Consider the following 18719-nt stretch of genomic DNA (forward strand, 5'->3'; position numbering starts at 1 on the left):
AAAGATATGAATGGGAAACATATAAAATATAGTGTTGACAATGACGGGATTGCATTTGTCACCTGGGATGTGGCAGATTCGCCCGTCAACATCATGAACGAACATACGATGGCGGAGTTTTTTTCAACCATAAAAAGAGCCATAGATGACGATGCGGTAAAAGGGATTGTCATTAATTCTGCCAAAAAGGATTTTATAGCCGGCGGCGATTTAAAGTGGTTTTTAAATTACGACAAATCCAAACGAGAATGTTTTGATATGCTGATGCAGACCAATACCCGTCTAAGGGAGATGGAAACCTGCGGCAAGCCGGTTGTGGTTGCCATAAATGGACTGGCACTTGGTGGTGGTTGTGAAGTAGCTTTGGCATGCCATCACAGAATTATGGCCAATCATCCCAAAAGCCACATTGGATTAGTGGAATGCTCGGTAGGTCTATTTCCTGGAGCAGGAGGGACACAACGCTTTTTGAGAATGATCGGGCCGGAAAAAACAATCCAATATATTACACAATCCAAAAAATTAACGGCAGAGCAAGCACTGAAAGACGGGCTTGTCGATGCGGTTTGTACGCCAGAAGAAGACATCAGTTCCCTGGCTAAAAACTGGATACTAAATACCGGAACAACGGAGCAGCCTTGGGATAATAAAAGATTTAAAGTTCCGGGAACCCCGTTGGGTGTAGGACAGGTCTCTGGCATCAGCGAGTTCTTTAGTGTCGCCAATGCAATGGCTTACAAAACGACGCACGGAAATTTTCCGCATATTAAAAACGTGTTAAGCGCCATTTATTATGGTGCTGCTTGCCACATCGACAAAGCGTTGGAAATCGAGGCGAGGTATTTTGTGGATACCTTATTCAGTAAGGAGACCAAAAATATAATTCGGGCTTCCTTCTTGTTTATCAATGATGCGGCCAAAGGCAAATCAAAGCCAAAAGGGTACGACAACGTTTCTTTCAAAAAAGTGGGTGTTATAGGAGCGGGAATGATGGGGGCAGGCATTGCTTATGTAAATGCCAAAGCCGGTATAGAGGTCGTTCTGAAAGACATGAGTCTGTCAAAAGCAGAAAATGGGAAAGACTATGTAAAAGCACAGGAACAGAAAAAGCTAGAAAATGGATTTACAACTGAAGCTAAAATAGACGCCTTGCTTCAGAAAATTCAGCCGTCTGATTCAGATACTGATTTGGCGAGTTGCGATTTGATTATTGAAGCCGTTTTTGAAAACGAAAAACTTAAAAATCAAGTGACCATTGCAATTGAAAAAGTGATTAAAAACGAAGTCATCTATGCATCCAATACTTCAACGATACCCATATCGCAACTTGCGAAAGCATCGACCAAATCAGATAAATTTATAGGATTGCATTTCTTTTCTCCAGTCGAAAAAATGCCATTGGTAGAAGTTATTGTAGGTAAAGAAACGAGTGATAAAACATTGGCGGCAGCTATTGACTATGTCACCTCAATCAGGAAAGTGCCGATAATAGTGAACGATGGCCGAGGGTTTTTCACATCAAGAGTATTCGGGAAATATATAAATGAAGGAATTACAATGCTGACCGAAGGGATTTCCCCAGCGGTTATTGAAAATGTGGCCAAAAAAATAGGGATGCCGGTGGGACCTTTGGCTGTTTCGGACGAGGTTAATTTACAATTGATGCTCGCGATTATGGGCGAGGACCCGAATTTAACAGCTCATGAAACCCAATTGAAAGAGACATTGGCGAACATTATCGAAGTTCATCACAGAACCGGCAAAAAGGAAGCCCAGGGTTTTTATGATTATCCTAAAGAAGGGAAAAAATTAATTTGGAAAGAATGGGCAACCATTTATCCACCGCAAAGCAGTTTTGATGAGGAAGAAGTGGGGAAGAGATTGCTGTTTGCGATGGTTATCGATTCGTATAAATGTTTAGATTCAGGCGTAATTCGAGAGCCTAAAGACGCTGATGTTGGTTCCATTTTGGGATTGGGATTTCCCATCCACACTGGGGGTGTGATGTCATACATCGATTATGTGGGAGCAGCTGAATTTGCTTTATACAGCGAAAAACTCGCGCTTAAATATGGGGATCGATTTGCCTTGCCGAAAAGTTTAAGAGAACGGATTGAAAAAGCGGGAAGCGGTCGCGTTTTCTACGATAATTAAAAGAATATTAACTATAAACAATAAAACAAAATGCTACAAAACATATTATTGGAACGAAAGATTTACGCCTCGGAAGAACATCAAATGATGAAAGCCATGATTCAGGAATTCATTGCAAATGAAGTTTTGGATCAGATAGATGAATGGGAGAAAAACGGTATGGTAAGCCGCGAGATATGGAAAAGGGCCGGAGAATTGGGGTTGTTGTGTATTGACATGCCGGAAATGTACGGAGGCGGGGGACTGGACTTCACCTTCAATGCCCTGTTCATCGAAGAATTTGCGAAAAAGGGGATAAGTGGTCCCGGTTTTTCGCTGCATTCCGATATTGTAGCGCCTTATTTATTGAATTATGGAACCGAAGCCCAAAAGCAAAAGTTTTTGCCGCTAATGGCCAAAGGGGAATTCATCACCGCGATAGGAATGACTGAGCCCAATTGCGGAAGTGACTTGAAAGCCCTCCGCACAACGGCGGAAGATAAAGGGGATCACTATTTAGTGAATGGGCAAAAAACCTTTATCACCAATGGCTTTATGTGTGATATGGCGATTGTGGCCGTAAAAACGAATCCAAATACCGAAGACGAGGGGGTTACCCTGCTTATTATGGAATCAGCAATGGAGGGTTTCAATAAAGGGATTCCATTTAAAAAAATCGGAATGAAGTCCCAGGATACTGCAGAGCTGTTCTTCGATAACGTAAAAGTGCCTAAGGAAAACCGGCTTGGTGACGAAAAAATGGGGTTCAAAATTATGATGAAAGAATTGGCCCGAGAACGACTGACGGTAGGTATTTCTGCTGTTGCGAGTGCCGAAGGCGCCATCGAAAACACAGTCGCTTACACGACGCAACGTACCGCTTTTAAAACACCTATCGCCGGGTTTCAAAATACGCAGTTTAAATTGGCGGAGTGCAGCACGCAAATGCAAATACATCAGGCCTTTCTGGATCGATGCATCGAGTTGTTGGTGGATCATAAACTAACTACAGAAAGCGCTTCGATGATTAAATACTCGGCAACGGACATGTGCGGGAATGTGGTTGATGAATGCTTGCAGCTCTTTGGCGGTTATGGGTACATGTGGGATTACCCAATTGCCAGAATGTATGCCGATAATCGTGTGGCCCGAATCTATGCCGGAACCAATGAAATCATGAAAATACTAATAGCACGTGGGTTATTTAAAGACATGTTAAAATAATGGAAGAACTATTAAAAGAATACAAGGTCGTATCAACGGCAAAGGTGCAATGGGGCGATATGGATGCGATGCAACACGTTAATAATGTGGTCTATGTCAAATGGGGCGAAATGGCCCGGATTGATTATTTTATAGCGCTTGGCGTATTTTCGTCTGAAAAGAAGCAAAGTACATTCGCTCCCATTTTAGGTTTTCAGTCGGTTAAGTATATTATCCCTGTGGTATATCCCGACACGATCCAGATAGGAACCAAAATCGAGGAAATAAAGGCCGACAGGATTGTGCTGAAGTCCTTTTATTACAGTGAAAAGATGGGGAGGTTGGTGGCCATCAAAACACAGGAAGTGATCCCTTTTGATTACAAAACCCAAATGAAAATCGCTGTCCCAAAAGAACTGATTCTTGAAATTAACAAGCTGGAAGGCATGTGATTTTTTGTAACCCATAATTGAAATCCTATGAAGGAAATTTTGCCATTACAAGGAATAAAAGTTTTAGATTTCAGCCGTTTATTGCCCGGCCCTCTGGGCACCCATATGCTGAGTCAGATGGGTGCCGAGGTTATAAAAATCGAGAGTCCGAAACGCATGGATTACAGCCGTTTTTACCAGCCGCAGATTAATGGGGTTTCGACCTTATTCCATACACTTAATCATTTCAAAAAGCAGATAGTGGTGGATTATGAAACCGCGGAGGGTTACCGGCAGATTGTTGAACAGATACGAACGGCCGATGTTTTGGTCGAACAGTTTCGTCCCGGGGCAATGGAAGGATTTAATCTGTCGTTTGAAACGGTAAAGAAAATCAACCCTGATATAGTGTATGTTTCGGTAACGGGTTACGGGCAAACCGGTGATAAAAAAGGCGCCGCGGGCCATGATTTAAATTATATGGCAGAAACCGGTTTATTAAGTATGAACAGGGATGAAAACGGGAAACCCGTAATTCCCGGATTTCAGGTCGCGGATATCGCGGGCGGTTCGTTTATGCTGGTTGCCGCCTGCACTACCGGTTTGCTGGCACAACGGATGCAGCAGAAAGCGCAATATATAGATGTTTCCCTGTTTGATGCCACACTCGCCGTTGGCGCGATAGCCCAAGGGATGTTGCAGGGAAATGAAGATTATGCGCAAACTCCTTTTCTGAGTGGCCTTATGGTCAATTACAACGTGTACGAATGTGCCGATAGAAAGTGGATCGCTTTGGGGGCCTTGGAATTGAAATTTTGGAATTCTTTCTGTGACATGGTAGTCCAACCTTCATGGAAAACGGATAAAAACACGGATCTCATAGCCGGGGTTTTTGACAAACGGAAACTCGAAGAATTGTTTAAGACAAAAACGCGGGACGAATGGATCAATAAGTCGGTAGATTTTGATGTATGCCTTTCACCGATACTTGATACAGCAGAGGTGTATGATCAGAAACAAACGAAAGACAGGGCCATTTTTCAGGATGTGGAGATTGATGAAAAAATTATAAAAATTTATAACAAACCTTATAAAACCTATTCGGGTTTGTGATTGTTTTTATATTAAAATGATAATGGCTTTTAATGATTGTATAAAAAGGAAATAAACTTTCAATCAGTTTGAAAAAAGCTAATATTCAAATTTTAATTATGAAATTTTGGGTTAAACATTTCAAAAGGATGTTAATATTAATGGTCTTTAAGAACTTGTAATCAAACATATTACATCAGTTAAGCCGATTCTTGTGATAAAGCTCAGTATAAAGGGCTTTTATTTATATATTTGTCTAAATTTTCCTAAAAATAGTGGTTTCAATAATTTAACAGTTGAAACTTAATTTATTCGATTGTTTTCAGCAGTATTAAATGTTTGTTTTGAAATAAAACAGCTCAATTTTACTATACTGAATTATTTATTGGGAAAAGAAATAATTTTTTGATACCTCTGTTTAAAACTTAAGGAATCAACCAAATAAAAAACATAGCCCCTTATCAATGCAGTTAATTAGTAAAAACATTTTATCATATCTCGTGTCTTTTTCGAATAAGAGAAAAGGGTTACAAATTGGGTTTACACTTTTTTTATTGATTTTTCTGTCGCAATCTGCCGTACAAGCTCAATCGATAAGTGTTACAGATGTATTGGTTACTCCGGTATGTGCTGGGTCAGACGTAACAGTAACGTTTGATACATATAATGGGAAGGGGACTAAAAATTATTATGATAGCGGTACTACATATATTGTTTACTTAAGTGATCCAACTGGTACGGCTGGTTGGACCGAAATTAATAGATTTACGAATACAAGCTTCCCATATGCTGGTGGCAACGACACTAAAAATTCGGGCATCCAACAAATAGTTACTATTCCTGCCAGTACAATTTTCGGAGCCGGGTATAGGATTGCGGTGGGGTCAACGGGGCCTACTTTTGATGCTGTCACTGGAGCAGGAGCGTCAAATAATCCCTTTACAATCACAGCTTTACCCACAATTACGGGCACGACATCAGGGTCAAGAACAGGGACAGGAACCGTAGTATTAGGAGCCGACGCTTCAACTGGAACCATCAACTGGTATGCTGCCGCAACAGCTGGGGGCTCACTCGGAACTGGAAGCAGTTTTACAACTCTGCCCATTTCAACAACCACAACATACTATGTAGATGCTACCACAGTTAATGGATGTACAACAACAATGAGAACAGCTATCGTGGCAACCGTATATACACCGTCTGATTACAGGTCTATCGCTTCTGGAAACTGGAATTCACTTGCCACATGGCAGCGTTTTAATGGTTCAATATGGGAAGCATTAACAGGTGTGGCTCCCCTTTTACTTCCAACATCAGACGAGAATACAATCACCATTCGAAATGGTCATACCGTAACGGTAACCGCTGCAGCCACAATTGATCAATGCATAGTTGAGCTAGGAGGTCAGGTAACAGTTAATAGTGGCATAACATGGACCATAGATGACGGTACTGGTATTGATCTTTCTGTTGATGGTAAAATACTTAACGCCGGTACAATAACCACCTCAGGGACATTTCAGTGTAATACTGGGGCAACATTAGATTTGGGAACCGGTATTATTAACGGGAGCGGAAGTTTTGTCCTAAATTCAGGCGCCGGAATCATTACCGCGCATCCACAGGGTTTATCGACAACAGCGGGAACCGGAAACATTCAACTTACCGGCACAAAAACATATAGCGCAACTGCCAACTTTACTTATAATGGAATCGTAGCGCAACGAACTGGAAACGGATTAAGTGCAGCCAGTAATTTGACGATTGATAATGCAATAGGCGTCGTACAAGACAATAATATCCTTGTTTCGGGTACCCTTACAATAAATGCATCAAAAAAATTAGAAGTGTCTGCAGGAAAGGAGCTTTCAGTAACAGGAACAATTACCAACAATGCCGGGACATCTGGACTCGTGCTGCAATCAGACGCGACCGGAACAGCCTCACTAATGCATAATTCGGATAATATTCCTGCCACCGTACAACGCTATATTAGCGGTCCCGTAGAAGGCTGGCATTTTCTTTCTTCGCCTGTATTTAATCAGGGCATCAGTGGTTCATGGTTGCCGGTAGGTAGTTATGGAACTGGAAATCCTGCTACGGGGACAGGTTATGATTTGTATCTGTGGGATGAACCATCCTTCAGTTTTAAATACAAATTAGATGTTACTCCAATGGGATGGAACTCGGTGCATCCCGGAATTGATTTTTCCGTTGGGCGCGGCTATCTTTATTCGGTTCAAGCGGTAAATCCCACCAAGGAGTTTTTGGGAGATTTGAATAATGGGCCAATAAATTATCCAATTACGAGCACAATTACTGACCCGTTAGATCCTGACAGGGCGTTTAACCTTGTCGGGAACCCTTATCCTTCTTCGGTCGATTGGCAGGCTTCTTCGGGCTGGGATCGAACCAAATTGGAAAACAGTGTGGGTGGTCACGATATGTGGGTCTGGAACCCTACGGCGAACAACTATGGCGTTTTTAATTCCGCATCGGGAGTTGGAACCAATTCCATCAATAGGTATCTAGCACCCATGCAAGGTTATTTTATAAAGGCTTCCGGTGACGGTAACTTGGGATTTGACAATGCCGTTCGTGTTCACACTGGTGCCGGAAATTGGTTTAAAAATGCGGGAATCAAAAATGGCGTGATCCGACTTAGCGTTCAATCAGAAGAAGGCTCAGGAGCCGATGAAGCGCTAATCCAGTTTGGTTATTCTGACAGCAAGCAAGGGGCCTCGAAACTGTTTAGTCATGTGGCTACCGCTCCTAGTCTGTATATGAGTTCAAACAAGGAGGATTACTCTGTTCGGTATATGACTGATACTGCAGAAAACAAGTCGGTGCCGTTGGAATTTAAGGCAGGAAAGGACGGGTTTTACAACTTGGCATTCAATTTTGATTCAAAAGAATTCGACTTTGTGCAATTGGAGGACCGTTTTTCGAAAATAACTACCGCCATCAATCCTTCTACCGTTTATAGGTTCAAAGCATTGGAAAAAAATGGTTCCAGTCGTTTCGTATTGCATTTTTCGGAAGCGGATACCGCAATAGATAAGGAATTAACCGCAATGGTTTACATGGACGGAAGTCATCTGGCTGTCGACTTAAAAGCAGTAGATGTCCAGACAGAAGTTACAGTATTTGATGTTTCGGGCAAGTTAATATTACGAAAGGATTTGGAGGGTTCAGCAGTGCATATGTTAAATGTGAATAAGGCAACTCAAATCCTATTGGTGCGACTTAAAAACGAAAAAGGACGAATGAACACTAAAATTTTGTATACCCCTTTAAAATAGGTATATCGATGCCCCGATCGTTTCAGCAGTGAATGGCCTAAAATCAGATTGTCAGATAAAAAGAATAAAAAACCAGTGGAACTATCTTCATTGGTTTTTTCATATACTGAATTCGCGTTTGCCTCATTTATATTAGCCAAGGATTTTTATCTTCCACTCTATATAATTTATATGTGAAATATAAAGTGTTTTTGGAAAGGATTCAAGATCTCTTAAATCTCACGTCCTATCACTTTAAAGATTTAATCTTTTTGCCAAAAAGCAAATTATCACATTAGTTTTTTATTGTAAATAATTGAAATAAAAGCGTTTAAGTATTACATGGCTCAATTAATTGTCTAAATTAGATAACGAAAATAGTTACGCCTCTATTTTGGAAAACTCTCATGGTTCTTGTTTAGTTTGACCTAAGAGAATGAAGTATTCATTTTATTATGATACGACCAAAATTTTAGCCTGACAGTACATAGAAAATGCCGTAATTCAGATGTATCATTATATTCGTGTAGGAAATTTATCATATAAAAACTTAATTTGTGTACTTAATCGGATTTTTAGGTCTTTTGCCGATTTTTTTTGTTATATTTAAGAGATTGAAATTTCAAAAATGATGGTAATGTCGCTAATGGAATAGTAAATTTATTAAAAGAATCAGTATACCATTATTAATCTAAATGCTATTATCATGAAAAATCTATTAACACTTATATTGGTCACTGTTACGATAGGTTTTACAGCAAATAGTAAAGCACAAACCTTAGCGACTGTCAATTCATCGGCAGGGGCAAGTATAATTGTTCCCATGAGGCTTACTGAGCAAAATTCATTGAATTTTGGTACTAGTACTAAACAATCCGGAGTTGCCGGATCAGTTGTGCTCTCTGCAGCAAATGCTGCTCGTGATTTTAATGGAGGAGTTTCAGGTTCTTTAATCGGTGAACCTGCTTCCAATGCAGTTTTTAATGTATCTGGAACATATAACAGTAGCTATTCGATTACACTACCTACATCGATCACAGTCGTTGAACCCGGATCTACGTCAATGACTATTAACGAGCTAAAAATTAGATTTAATGGTGCGGCTGAAGATATTGCAATTAATGAAGGCAACAACAGTATCAGTAAGGTGCTTAACAGCAGCGGAGATGATAGTTTTAGATTAGGGGGAAAGTTAAACATAGGTTCTGAGCAAGCCGAAGGACTTTATTCGGGTACTTACTATGTTACTGTAGACTATAACTAGATGAATACTAATATGATTAGAAATATATAACGGCTATCCTTTGGGATAGCCTTTTCTATTTTAATGTCAATCATCGTTTTCAATCGATTCAAACTAGATAGTAATTAAGTATTTGTCTCGCCAATTGATAATATATTTCAATTTTTATACTTTGGCATCCTGCAAAGTTTCTCAACTTCCAATTAAAGTGGGCTAACAGCTATCTAATGCAGTAGTCGTTTTACTTTAAACTGTAACAAATTTAACTTATGATTTTTATTCTAATTTGTAAGTAGAATTAGAGACTCTTTTCTTCGAAGCCATAATCAGTAATTCGATTTTTCAATATCTTTTTTATAAGTTTTTTCTGCATAATATTTTTAAAATATCGTGCGAATTTTCGGTATTAGGGATTTATATTTTCAAAACATGCACTTAATCGGATTTTTTGGTCATTTACAGAGTTTTTTAGGAGTGAAGCAATGTTGTAATATATGTTTGCACTAGAAAATTACAACAGATATCCCCATATCTACTAAAACCAAATACCATGAAAAATAACCTACTTACAGTAGCATCTATCCTTACATTAGGGTTTTTTACAAACAGTGCTATAGCTCAATCAAATACAGTTACAGCTACTACTGCAGGGGCTGAAATTGCTTCGCCTATTGCTCTTAGCGCGACTGGAACTTTAGAATTCGGTTCAATGTATCTAACTGCAGCTGGAACCGTTACACTTAATGCTAGTACGGCAGCGCGCACGATTACTGGAGGTGTAGTGCTTATGACTTCAGGTGCTACTCCAAGTACTCCACAATTTACAGTTACCGGTACTGCAGATCGAACTTATGCAATTAGCTTACCGACCAGCATAACAGTTACTGAACCAGGTACTACTACCATGACCATCGATAATCTTAAAACTTATGTGGCCTCAGTAGGGGATGACACTACAACGGCAGGTACTCTTCTAACTGGAAGTGACACTTTTAAACTTGGTGGTATTCTAAATGTAACTGGTACGCAAGTAGCGGGAGTTTATGCAGGAGTCTATAATGTAACTGTAGATTATAACTAAAAATAGTTTAGATTTATAAAAAATTAGCCGAATTCATTTTCCTATTAGATGATATCATGGGCTAATTAATAAATAATCTAAAAATTATAAAAATACAAATGAGGCTGTCCTTGCTTTTAGGACAGCCTTTTTTCAGATACTAAAATTCATATATTTGTTAAATCATTTATTAGGTATTTAACCTAATCACCAAAAACATAAATATGAAAGTGAGATTATTATTATTATTGAATCTTTTATTAGCTTTTAGTTTTCAAGCGGATGCTCAAAGCGATTTATTGGTAACCCCCTTTCGTGTAGTATTTGAAGGCAATAAGCAGAAACAGTCTCTTAACTTAGTTAATATGGGAAAGGAGACGACTACCTATTCGGTTTCCTTCGTTCAGAAAGACATGAAAGAGGACGGGAGTTTTATCGATATAGAACAACCAGAATCTGGGCAGCAATTTGCAGATCCATATCTACGTATTTTCCCTAGGAAGGTTACCTTGGCTCCTCAAGAAGCACAGGTAATTGTCATGCAATATAGACGTAAAGCGGATATGAAGCCGGGGGAATACCGTTCCCATTTGTACTTCAGATCCGAAAAAGATTATACGGCACTTGGAGATAAAACTACAGCCAACGATTCTAAAAGTTTAAGCGTTCAGCTAATTCCTATTTATGGCATGAGTATTCCCGTGATCATTCGTACGGGAGAAACTAATGTAACTGTGACGATAAGTGATTTAAAAGTGGAAACACAGGATCAAACGCAAAAACTTAGTTTCACCATTAATCGAGCAGGCAATATTTCATTATATGGTGACATTCTGGTACGATTTGTTCCTGAGAGAGGAAAAGCGTATGACATCGCTAATTTAAATGGAGTAGGAGTGTACACTAGCATTAATAAGAGAAACATCAGTCTGAGATTAGATAGTGCCAACGAGAAACCGTTGCCAAAGGGAAAATTAAAAGTGACTTACAGTAATAATGGTGATGGAAAGGCTATACTCTATGCGGCAAACGATTTAATAATTGAATAGTTAATAGGTGATAATTCTCGTTGACAGGGATTGAAAAAGCAATTGACATTGAAAACAATAAACTCAAAAACAACACCCAATAAGTTAGGGATAATGATAACTGCACTGCTATTTTGTGTAGGCTATTCTTATGCACAGCCTTCCTTGCCAACACGATCCATAGAAGTAAATGCAACACAATCACTGCAGTTTGGTACCTTTGTTGTTACTGGCGGTGCTGGTGGTAGTGTGTTAGTAGGATGGGATGGAAGTAGAACTGCTACTGGAAGTATTGCAGTATTGGGCGGTGCACCCTATGCGCAACCGGCCATTTTTGAAGTGAAGCTACTTCAAGGGAGGAATGTTCATCTCGATTTTTCACCCACTTCTACTTTAACAGGTAGCAATGGAGGCTCTCTTACGCTCAATATTGGTCCAACCGAAAAAGGAATTAATGGAGCGTACTTTCCCACCAATAATAATCGTGATTTCACAACTCTTCTAAGAGTTGGGGGTACACTTGATATCCCAGGTGCAGCAATTCCGGGCACCTATACTGGTACTTTTTTCATTACCTTTAATCAAGAATAGGGAATGCCGAAAAAGGACTATAGTGTATATTATGCCGCATTTCTTAGATTAATTGTGACCTCTCAAGTCTCATTTGTAATTAGAATTTTATTTGTAGCTATTCTTTTATGCTCTTTCAACACTCATGAGGAAAAACCTAATGACAGTTTCATAAAGGAGAAATCGACTGATCCGGTCGACTATGATTTATTTCCGGTAACGGTAATTATTGAAGGGGTAGGCAGTTTTGATTTGGATGTGATATATACAGACGATGATTTATTGTTTATTAATATCGAAGATTTATTCAGAGCACTAAAAATACCCTGTACTGACGGTTTGAAAGGAATTAGTTTTGAGGGATTCATTGGAAACAACCACGAGCCCTATTCCATTGACTTTGCAAAAGGGCTAATAAAAGTGGGAGATAGGGTAATTAAGGCTCAAGATAAATTATTAAAAGAATCAGGGAGCTTATATATGGAACCCTCCCTTTTTGCAAAAGCTTTCGGGATCACTCTGGATTTCAACTATAGATCCTTAACCATAAAACTAAAAGCAGATTTTGAGTTGCCCATTGTGAAACAAATGCGGCTGGAGAAAATCCGATCCAATATTGCAAAAGTAAAAGGCGAAATGGTCGCAGATACCGCTATCAATCGAAACTATCATTTATTCAAGCTCGGTACCCTGGACTGGGTCGCTTCCTCATTTCAAAACTGGAAAGGCAGCACCAATAATGTTGTTGGTTTAAGTCTGGGAACAGAATTGCTCTATGGTGAGGCCAATATTTCCGTGAATTATTACGATCAATACAAATTTGACAATCGGCAGCTGCAGTACCTATGGAGGTGGATAGATAACGATAAGACTTTCATCAAACAAGCCCAAGTGGGTAAAATAAGCGTTCCGACGATTTCGTTTATTAACGCTCCGATAGTGGGAGCCAGCATTCGAAACTCACCCACCACGGTTCGAAAAGCAAAAGGAAGTTATATCATCGATGAAATTACGGAACCCAATTGGACAGTGGAGTTGTATATCAACGATGTTTTAGTTGATTTTACAACAGCTGACGCATCCGGGGCCTTTATATTTAAAGTTCCAATTGTTTATGGTTTCACAACACTAAAATTAAAATATTACGGTCCTACCGGAGAAGAGCGTACGGAAGAACGGGAAATGAATGTTCCTTATACTGTTGTAGCTCCTAATGAGTTTGAATATGGGCTATCCGCCGGTATAGTCCAAGATAGTATTGGGAGTCGTTTCGGGAAAGGGGAATTTAATTATGGTGTCAACCGCATCTTAACTGTCGGCGGAGGTATAGAATACTTATCCTCATTGCCTGACGGTGGTCTAATTCCATTTGCGACAGTAACTGCTCAGCCTTTTAGTAAATTGACGTTAAATTGGGAGTATGTTCACGGAGTGAGAACTAAGGGATTATTAAATTACTATATTACCAAAGATGTATTATTGGAACTTGATTATGCCAAATACGTTGAAGGACAAAGGGTGACTCTATTTAATGCTTCTGAAGAGCGGAAAGCGAAGCTGTCTGTTCCGTTTCGGTACAAAAAAGTAAGTGGTTATTTTCGAATGGATTACTCCCAGCTGGTTTATGATAAATTTAATTATAACTATTCCAATCTGATGTTTTCGGCCTATTATAAACAATTTAATGCCAATGCATCAACACAAATCAATTGGGTAGACCAGAAAGATCCCTATATTACAAATGATTTAGTATTGGGGTATAGATTTAGAAATAACTATATTTTACGATCGTCAGTGCGTTATAATGCCAGTGACGCCGTATTAATGTCCTATGAAACAGCGTTGGAAAAAAGAATTGCAAAAGGTTATTTTTCGGCTTCTTTCCAAAGAAATATGCTATCAAATGATTTTTATTTAAATGTGGGCTGCAAATACGATTTTTCTTTCGCAAGATCTTCCGTTTCAACATCGCAAAGCAAGAGGAACGGCAGTACTTCCATTAGTGCGCAAGGGAGTCTGGCTTTTGGAGCAGGGAACGGCAACATTAATTCCACTAATAACTCGTCAGTAGGTAAAGGTGGCATTATTCTCTATCCTTTCCTAGATTTAAACCAAAATGGTATTTTCGATAAGGGAGAACATTTGGTAAAAATAACTGCCGCAAAAGTAGATGGGGGAAGGGCCGTTTTTAGCGAAAAGGACTCCATAGTGCGTATTCCGAACCTGAATTCGTTTACCAATTATAGGGTTACATTTAATGATGCCGATTTAGATAATATTGCCTGGCGTTTTAAACACAAAACCTACCAAGTTTTAGTAGATCCAAATCAGTTCAAACGTATTGACGTGCCTATTCTCTCGATGGGAGAAATTAGTGGTATGACATATATCGATAAAGAAAATTCGTTGAAAGGGATAGGCCGAATTTCTATTAAAATATACAAAAAAGACGGCGAAACAGTCGTGGCGGAAACACTTTCGGAGTCAGATGGCTACATATACAAACTGGGACTTAAACCAGGGGAATATAGAGCCTGCGTAGATATGGAGCAGCTGAGCAATCTTAATTTTGTGGCGGATCCACCATGCCAATATTTCACGATAAAGACATCTGCAGAAGGCGATATCGTTGACGGCATCGATTTTATTTTGCGGAAACAGAAGGAGTTACCTTAAATAGAATGCGAGTGAAAAGTACTTTTTGTAAGTAAAATTTCTATCGTCGATGTCTTGTGTCTGACAATCTTGGACAAAATCAACTGATTTTTCTCGGCTGAGAATTCCCTATGATTAGAAGGCGGTTTTTCAAGTGCATAAAAATTGATATGTCAATGCATAGGTAATTTATTGTAGATAAAAACAATAAAATAAAAAACGATTGTAAACTATTCAAGTAGCAGTGTTGGGGATGAAATAAATGATAGTTTTAGCGAAAGAAAAAATGGCACGATTTATAATCATCATGAATATATTAATAATGTAAGAAGAATGATTCATGCCTTTGAAAACTGGGGGATTTAGAAGACTGATTATTGAGATGCATCAAATAACCCGAGACCTGAGTTTCGGGTTTTTTTTATGCAATTGCTTTCCATTTTTTGATTCAGGTCGTTTTAATTTTTTTGGTTAACCCATTTTATGCCTTGGTAGATTAATTTCGTGCTCCTGTGGATAGGGCGCCCGATGCGTCATGCTCACATCTTCCCGAATCTGCTCGTGCACTTTATATTGTCTGTCGCTTGTGTTGGAATAACGCGGATCGGGCACGAAGGGCATTTTGGCCATTTTGCTGACGGTAATGGTGGGGAAATGATAATCAACCTCGACAGTTCCGAGAAGCAGATAACATCCGCCCCCTTGAAAGGGATATTTTTGAAGGCTGTTTGTAAAATGTGCGGTATCGAAATATTCTCCTTCATGATCAATCCAGGTTCCAAAATACATGGCTCCCATTTTGGTGGGCACGTGCTTTCTGGAAATAAGATAAGCGATCATCTTTACGGTCTTTTTATGGTGACTTAATAAGTCCTTTGCCATTACTTGTCCGCGATATTTTGTCTGCAGCAAATCGAACGGGGTGCAGGAAACCGGGAAACTCAACAGCTCGATTTCGTCGAAGGCATCTTCAAAAGCGGAGCGTTCGAGTACGGGCAGCGTATATTCCTTGATAGGTTCCTGAAGGAGCATCAGGTTTCTGTTTTCGGGTTTGAAATTGACCAGGATCAGTCTGGCAATCACCAGCAACTGGTTTTTTGTCTTGCCTGTAAAACGGAAGGCGCCGATAAAAATCAGAATCTGTATACCTTCAATGCCTATCGGAATGCGGTTGATGAAATCCTCCAACGATCCGAATTCGCCGTGTGCCTCGCGCTCCCTAACTATAAAATGCGCTATTTTGGTTTCCAAACCTTCGAGCTGCATCAAGCCAAGATAGACGTCGATCCCATATAATGCCGTTTCGTATTCACTTTTATTGACGCATGGATTGTGTATGGTTGCCCCAGACATCTTGGCTTCGTGCACATAGACTTCGGTACGGTAAAAACCGCCATGGTTATTGATCACGGCGACCATGAACTCAATAGGGTAATATACCTTGAGGTAGAGGCTTTGGTAACTTTCAACCGCATAGGAAGCGGAGTGTGCCTTACAGAACGAGTAACCGGCAAAGGATTCAATTTGTCGGTATATTTCTTCGCTCAACTTCAAAGGATGCCCTTTTTGCGCGCAGCAAGCAAAGTAATTGTCTTTCACTTTTTGTAAAGCCGCCTTCGATCGGCCTTTGCCACTCATGGCCCGACGTAAAATATCACCATCGGCGGCGGGAAGTCCCGCATAATGCAAAGCGATCTTAATCACGTCTTCCTGATAGACCATAACACCGTAGGTTTCGCCGAGTTGTTCCTTAAAAACATCATGAAAATACTCGAAACGGTCCGGATGGTTATGCCGGAAGATGTATTCTTTCATCATGCCGGATTGGGCAACACCCGGGCGGATGATCGATGAGGCCGCTACGAGGGTCTTGTAGTTGTCGCATTTGAGGCGGCGCAACAGCCCCCGCATGGCCGGGCTTTCGATATAGAAACAGCCAATGGTTTTTCCATGGCTCAGAAACGCATTGGCCTTGGCCTCATTTTTTGATAAAGTCGTATCGCGGATATCGACTTTGATTCCCCTGTTTTTCTCTATCAGCTTGACACTGTCATCGATATGGCCAATGCCGCGCTGGCTGAGGATGTCAAATTTTTCAAAGCCAATATCCTCCGCAACGTGCATGTCGAAGAGCACGATCGGAAAACCCTTGGGAGGCATTTCCAAAGGGGTATAATTGGTGATGGGTTCTTCCGAAATCAATATCCCGCAGGAATGCATGCTTCTCTGATTGGGGTATTTCTCGAGTAGCATCCCGTATTCTTGGACTAGCTTTACGATTTTGTTTTTATCGTGTAAGGCCATCGGGTTTTTGGCCAATTGATCCAATTCTTCTTTGGGCAGGCCAAACACTTTGCCCACTTCCCGGAATATGGAGCGGTATTTAAATTCGACGTTGGTTCCGCAAAAAGCCACATGATCCGCACCATATTTGTCAAAAATGTACCTCAGAATGGTGTCGCGTTCTTTCCAGGACCAGTCAATGTCAAAATCGGGAGGGCTCTTGCGGTTGACATTCAGGAAGCGCTCAAAATACAAATCCAGTTCAATAGGGCAGATGTCCGTTATGCCCAAACAATAGCTTACGATACTGTTGGCGCCGCTACCGCGACCGATGTGAAGAAAGCCCTGACTGATGCTGTATTGGATTATGTCCCAGGTGATCAGGAAATAACCGCTGAATTCCAACTGGTCAATGACCTTCAATTCCTTTTCCACTCTTGCTTCCGCTTGCGGATTGTCATTACCGTACTTTTTCAATAAGCCTTCTCGGGCGAGATTGGTCAAAAGTTGCATGTCACTTTTTTGGCTTCCCGAATAGTACTTTTTGTTTTTGGGCGTTTTGAAGTCGAATTCGTAATGGCACTGTCCGATGATTTTTTCGGTGTTTTGGATGATTTGCGGATACTCCTCAAATTGGGCAAGCAATTCCTCCAAGGGAACCATTACCTCAGATGTTTTGCAATAATCGTTTTCGGTGAGTTTTGATAAAATTACGTTGGTGTCAATGGCACGGAGTATTTTGTGCAAATTGAATTCTCTTTTTGTCCGGAAGGTGACGGATTGTAGCACCACCATTTTGTCAAGCCGGGCCCTCCATTCCGGGAGGAACAATTTTGGAAGCTGCTCCGCACAGATTCCCGCATATTCATATTCTTTTAAAACTTTTGGCGCATTTTCGAAAGGATAAATGATGCATATGTCGTTGAACTCAGGAGCTACCAATGGCAAGGGGCTATTCTCGAAATTGTGTTTGGTCAGGAAGCGGTTCATTTCCGCCAGCCCATTTGCATTTTTGGCCAAGCCGATATAGCGCAATTGATTGCTGCAGCGAAATTCTATCCCCACCAGTGGTCTGATGTTGGCTTCTTCACAGCCTTTTATGAAATCATAAATTCCGGTCACCGTGTTGATGTCCGTTAATGCCATCGCCTTGACATTACAGTCGGCGGCCTGCCGAATGAGCTCATCCAGTGGGATGGTACCGTAGCGCAGGGAATGGTAAGAGTGGCAGTTGAGGTACATTGCGTTATGATTTGCGTTTCAAAATTTCGATTTTGTTATTGGGTTTGAACGTTGCCCCGGCACAACGCATTACGGCATCAAAACCGTACCTGCTTTTCATCCTGTCCATGGCTTGGTACAGCGAGAGCATCTCTTCGGTGTCCTCAAACATGTTGATTTGGTACGTGCCTCTGACGAGTCCGCTGAAACGGATTCCGATCAAGCGGAGGCGCATGCGGCGCTGGTACAGTTTATCAAATAAGTCCGTTACATTTTTGGTCAGAATATGGTCGGCTGAGGTATAGGCTATTTTGCATTGTTTGGTTTCGGTATCAAAATTGGCATAGCGTATCTTGATGACCACAGTCGAGGTCAGCCATTCTTCGGATCGCAGCTGAAAAGCCAGTTTTTCGACCATGCCCACAAGCACCGATTTCAGTTTTTGAATGTCGATGGTGTCCTGCCCAAAGGTATGTTCGGTCGAAATTGATTTCCGTTCCGTATAGGGTTCCACGG

Annotated in this window: 11 protein-coding genes and 1 pseudogene; 10 read left to right on the forward strand and 2 right to left on the reverse strand. The window is 40.5% G+C overall.

The window, feature by feature from the left end; all coding sequences use genetic code 11:
- Positions 1 to 6 precede the first annotated feature (6 nt).
- From VIH09_RS00675 to VIH09_RS00720, 10 genes are all read left to right on the forward strand, one after another.
- Positions 7 to 2154 carry a 3-hydroxyacyl-CoA dehydrogenase NAD-binding domain-containing protein gene (locus VIH09_RS00675; RefSeq protein WP_331576847.1) on the forward strand — a complete coding sequence of 716 codons (2148 nt, stop codon included), beginning with the start codon at positions 7 to 9 and terminating at the stop codon, positions 2152 to 2154.
- A 30-nt stretch (positions 2155 to 2184) separates the two neighbouring features.
- Positions 2185 to 3357 carry an acyl-CoA dehydrogenase family protein gene (locus VIH09_RS00680; RefSeq protein WP_331576849.1) on the forward strand — a complete coding sequence of 391 codons (1173 nt, stop codon included), beginning with the start codon at positions 2185 to 2187 and terminating at the stop codon, positions 3355 to 3357.
- Positions 3357 to 3788: a thioesterase family protein gene (locus VIH09_RS00685; protein WP_331576851.1), complete on the forward strand. Its 432-nt coding sequence runs from the start codon at positions 3357 to 3359 to the stop codon at positions 3786 to 3788. The genes VIH09_RS00680 and VIH09_RS00685 overlap by 1 nt, the downstream gene beginning before the upstream one ends.
- Positions 3789 to 3815: 27 nt before the next feature.
- The gene (locus tag VIH09_RS00690; RefSeq protein WP_331576852.1) at positions 3816 to 4880 is read left to right on the forward strand and encodes a CoA transferase; all 1065 of its coding nucleotides are present in this window, start codon (positions 3816 to 3818) and stop codon (positions 4878 to 4880) included.
- A gap of 443 nt (positions 4881 to 5323) precedes the next feature.
- Positions 5324 to 8164, forward strand: a complete 2841-nt coding sequence (locus VIH09_RS00695) for a hypothetical protein (protein ID WP_331576854.1) — start codon at positions 5324 to 5326, stop codon at positions 8162 to 8164.
- Positions 8165 to 8873: 709 nt separating this feature from the next.
- On the forward strand, positions 8874 to 9407 hold the full coding sequence (locus VIH09_RS00700) for a DUF4402 domain-containing protein (RefSeq protein WP_331576856.1): 534 nt from the start codon (positions 8874 to 8876) through the stop codon (positions 9405 to 9407).
- Positions 9408 to 9936: 529 nt separating this feature from the next.
- Positions 9937 to 10467, forward strand: a complete 531-nt coding sequence (locus tag VIH09_RS00705) for a DUF4402 domain-containing protein (protein WP_331576860.1) — start codon at positions 9937 to 9939, stop codon at positions 10465 to 10467.
- A 203-nt stretch (positions 10468 to 10670) separates the two neighbouring features.
- Positions 10671 to 11495 carry a hypothetical protein gene (locus VIH09_RS00710; protein WP_331576862.1) on the forward strand — a complete coding sequence of 275 codons (825 nt, stop codon included), beginning with the start codon at positions 10671 to 10673 and terminating at the stop codon, positions 11493 to 11495.
- 144 nt (positions 11496 to 11639) lie between these two features.
- Positions 11640 to 12065 (forward strand): DUF4402 domain-containing protein, encoded by a 426-nt coding sequence (locus VIH09_RS00715; protein ID WP_331576864.1) that lies wholly within the window; start codon positions 11640 to 11642, stop codon positions 12063 to 12065.
- Positions 12066 to 12068: 3 nt separating this feature from the next.
- A complete protein-coding gene (locus tag VIH09_RS00720) occupies positions 12069 to 14720 on the forward strand; it encodes a hypothetical protein (RefSeq protein WP_331576866.1) in 2652 nt (883 codons plus the stop codon).
- 450 nt (positions 14721 to 15170) lie between these two features.
- Here VIH09_RS00720 and VIH09_RS00725 read toward each other — a convergent pair whose 3' ends face one another.
- Together VIH09_RS00725 and VIH09_RS00730 are read right to left on the reverse strand one after the other, a co-directional pair.
- A complete protein-coding gene (locus VIH09_RS00725) occupies positions 15171 to 18224 on the reverse strand; it encodes a DNA polymerase III subunit alpha (protein WP_331576868.1) in 3054 nt (1017 codons plus the stop codon).
- Positions 18225 to 18228: 4 nt separating this feature from the next.
- A pseudogene (locus VIH09_RS00730) lies at positions 18229 to 18719 on the reverse strand (DNA polymerase IV); the annotation flags it as partial.

Origin of the sequence: Flavobacterium sp. (genome assembly GCF_036515215.1) — a bacterium.
Lineage (GTDB): Bacteria > Bacteroidota > Bacteroidia > Flavobacteriales > Flavobacteriaceae > Flavobacterium.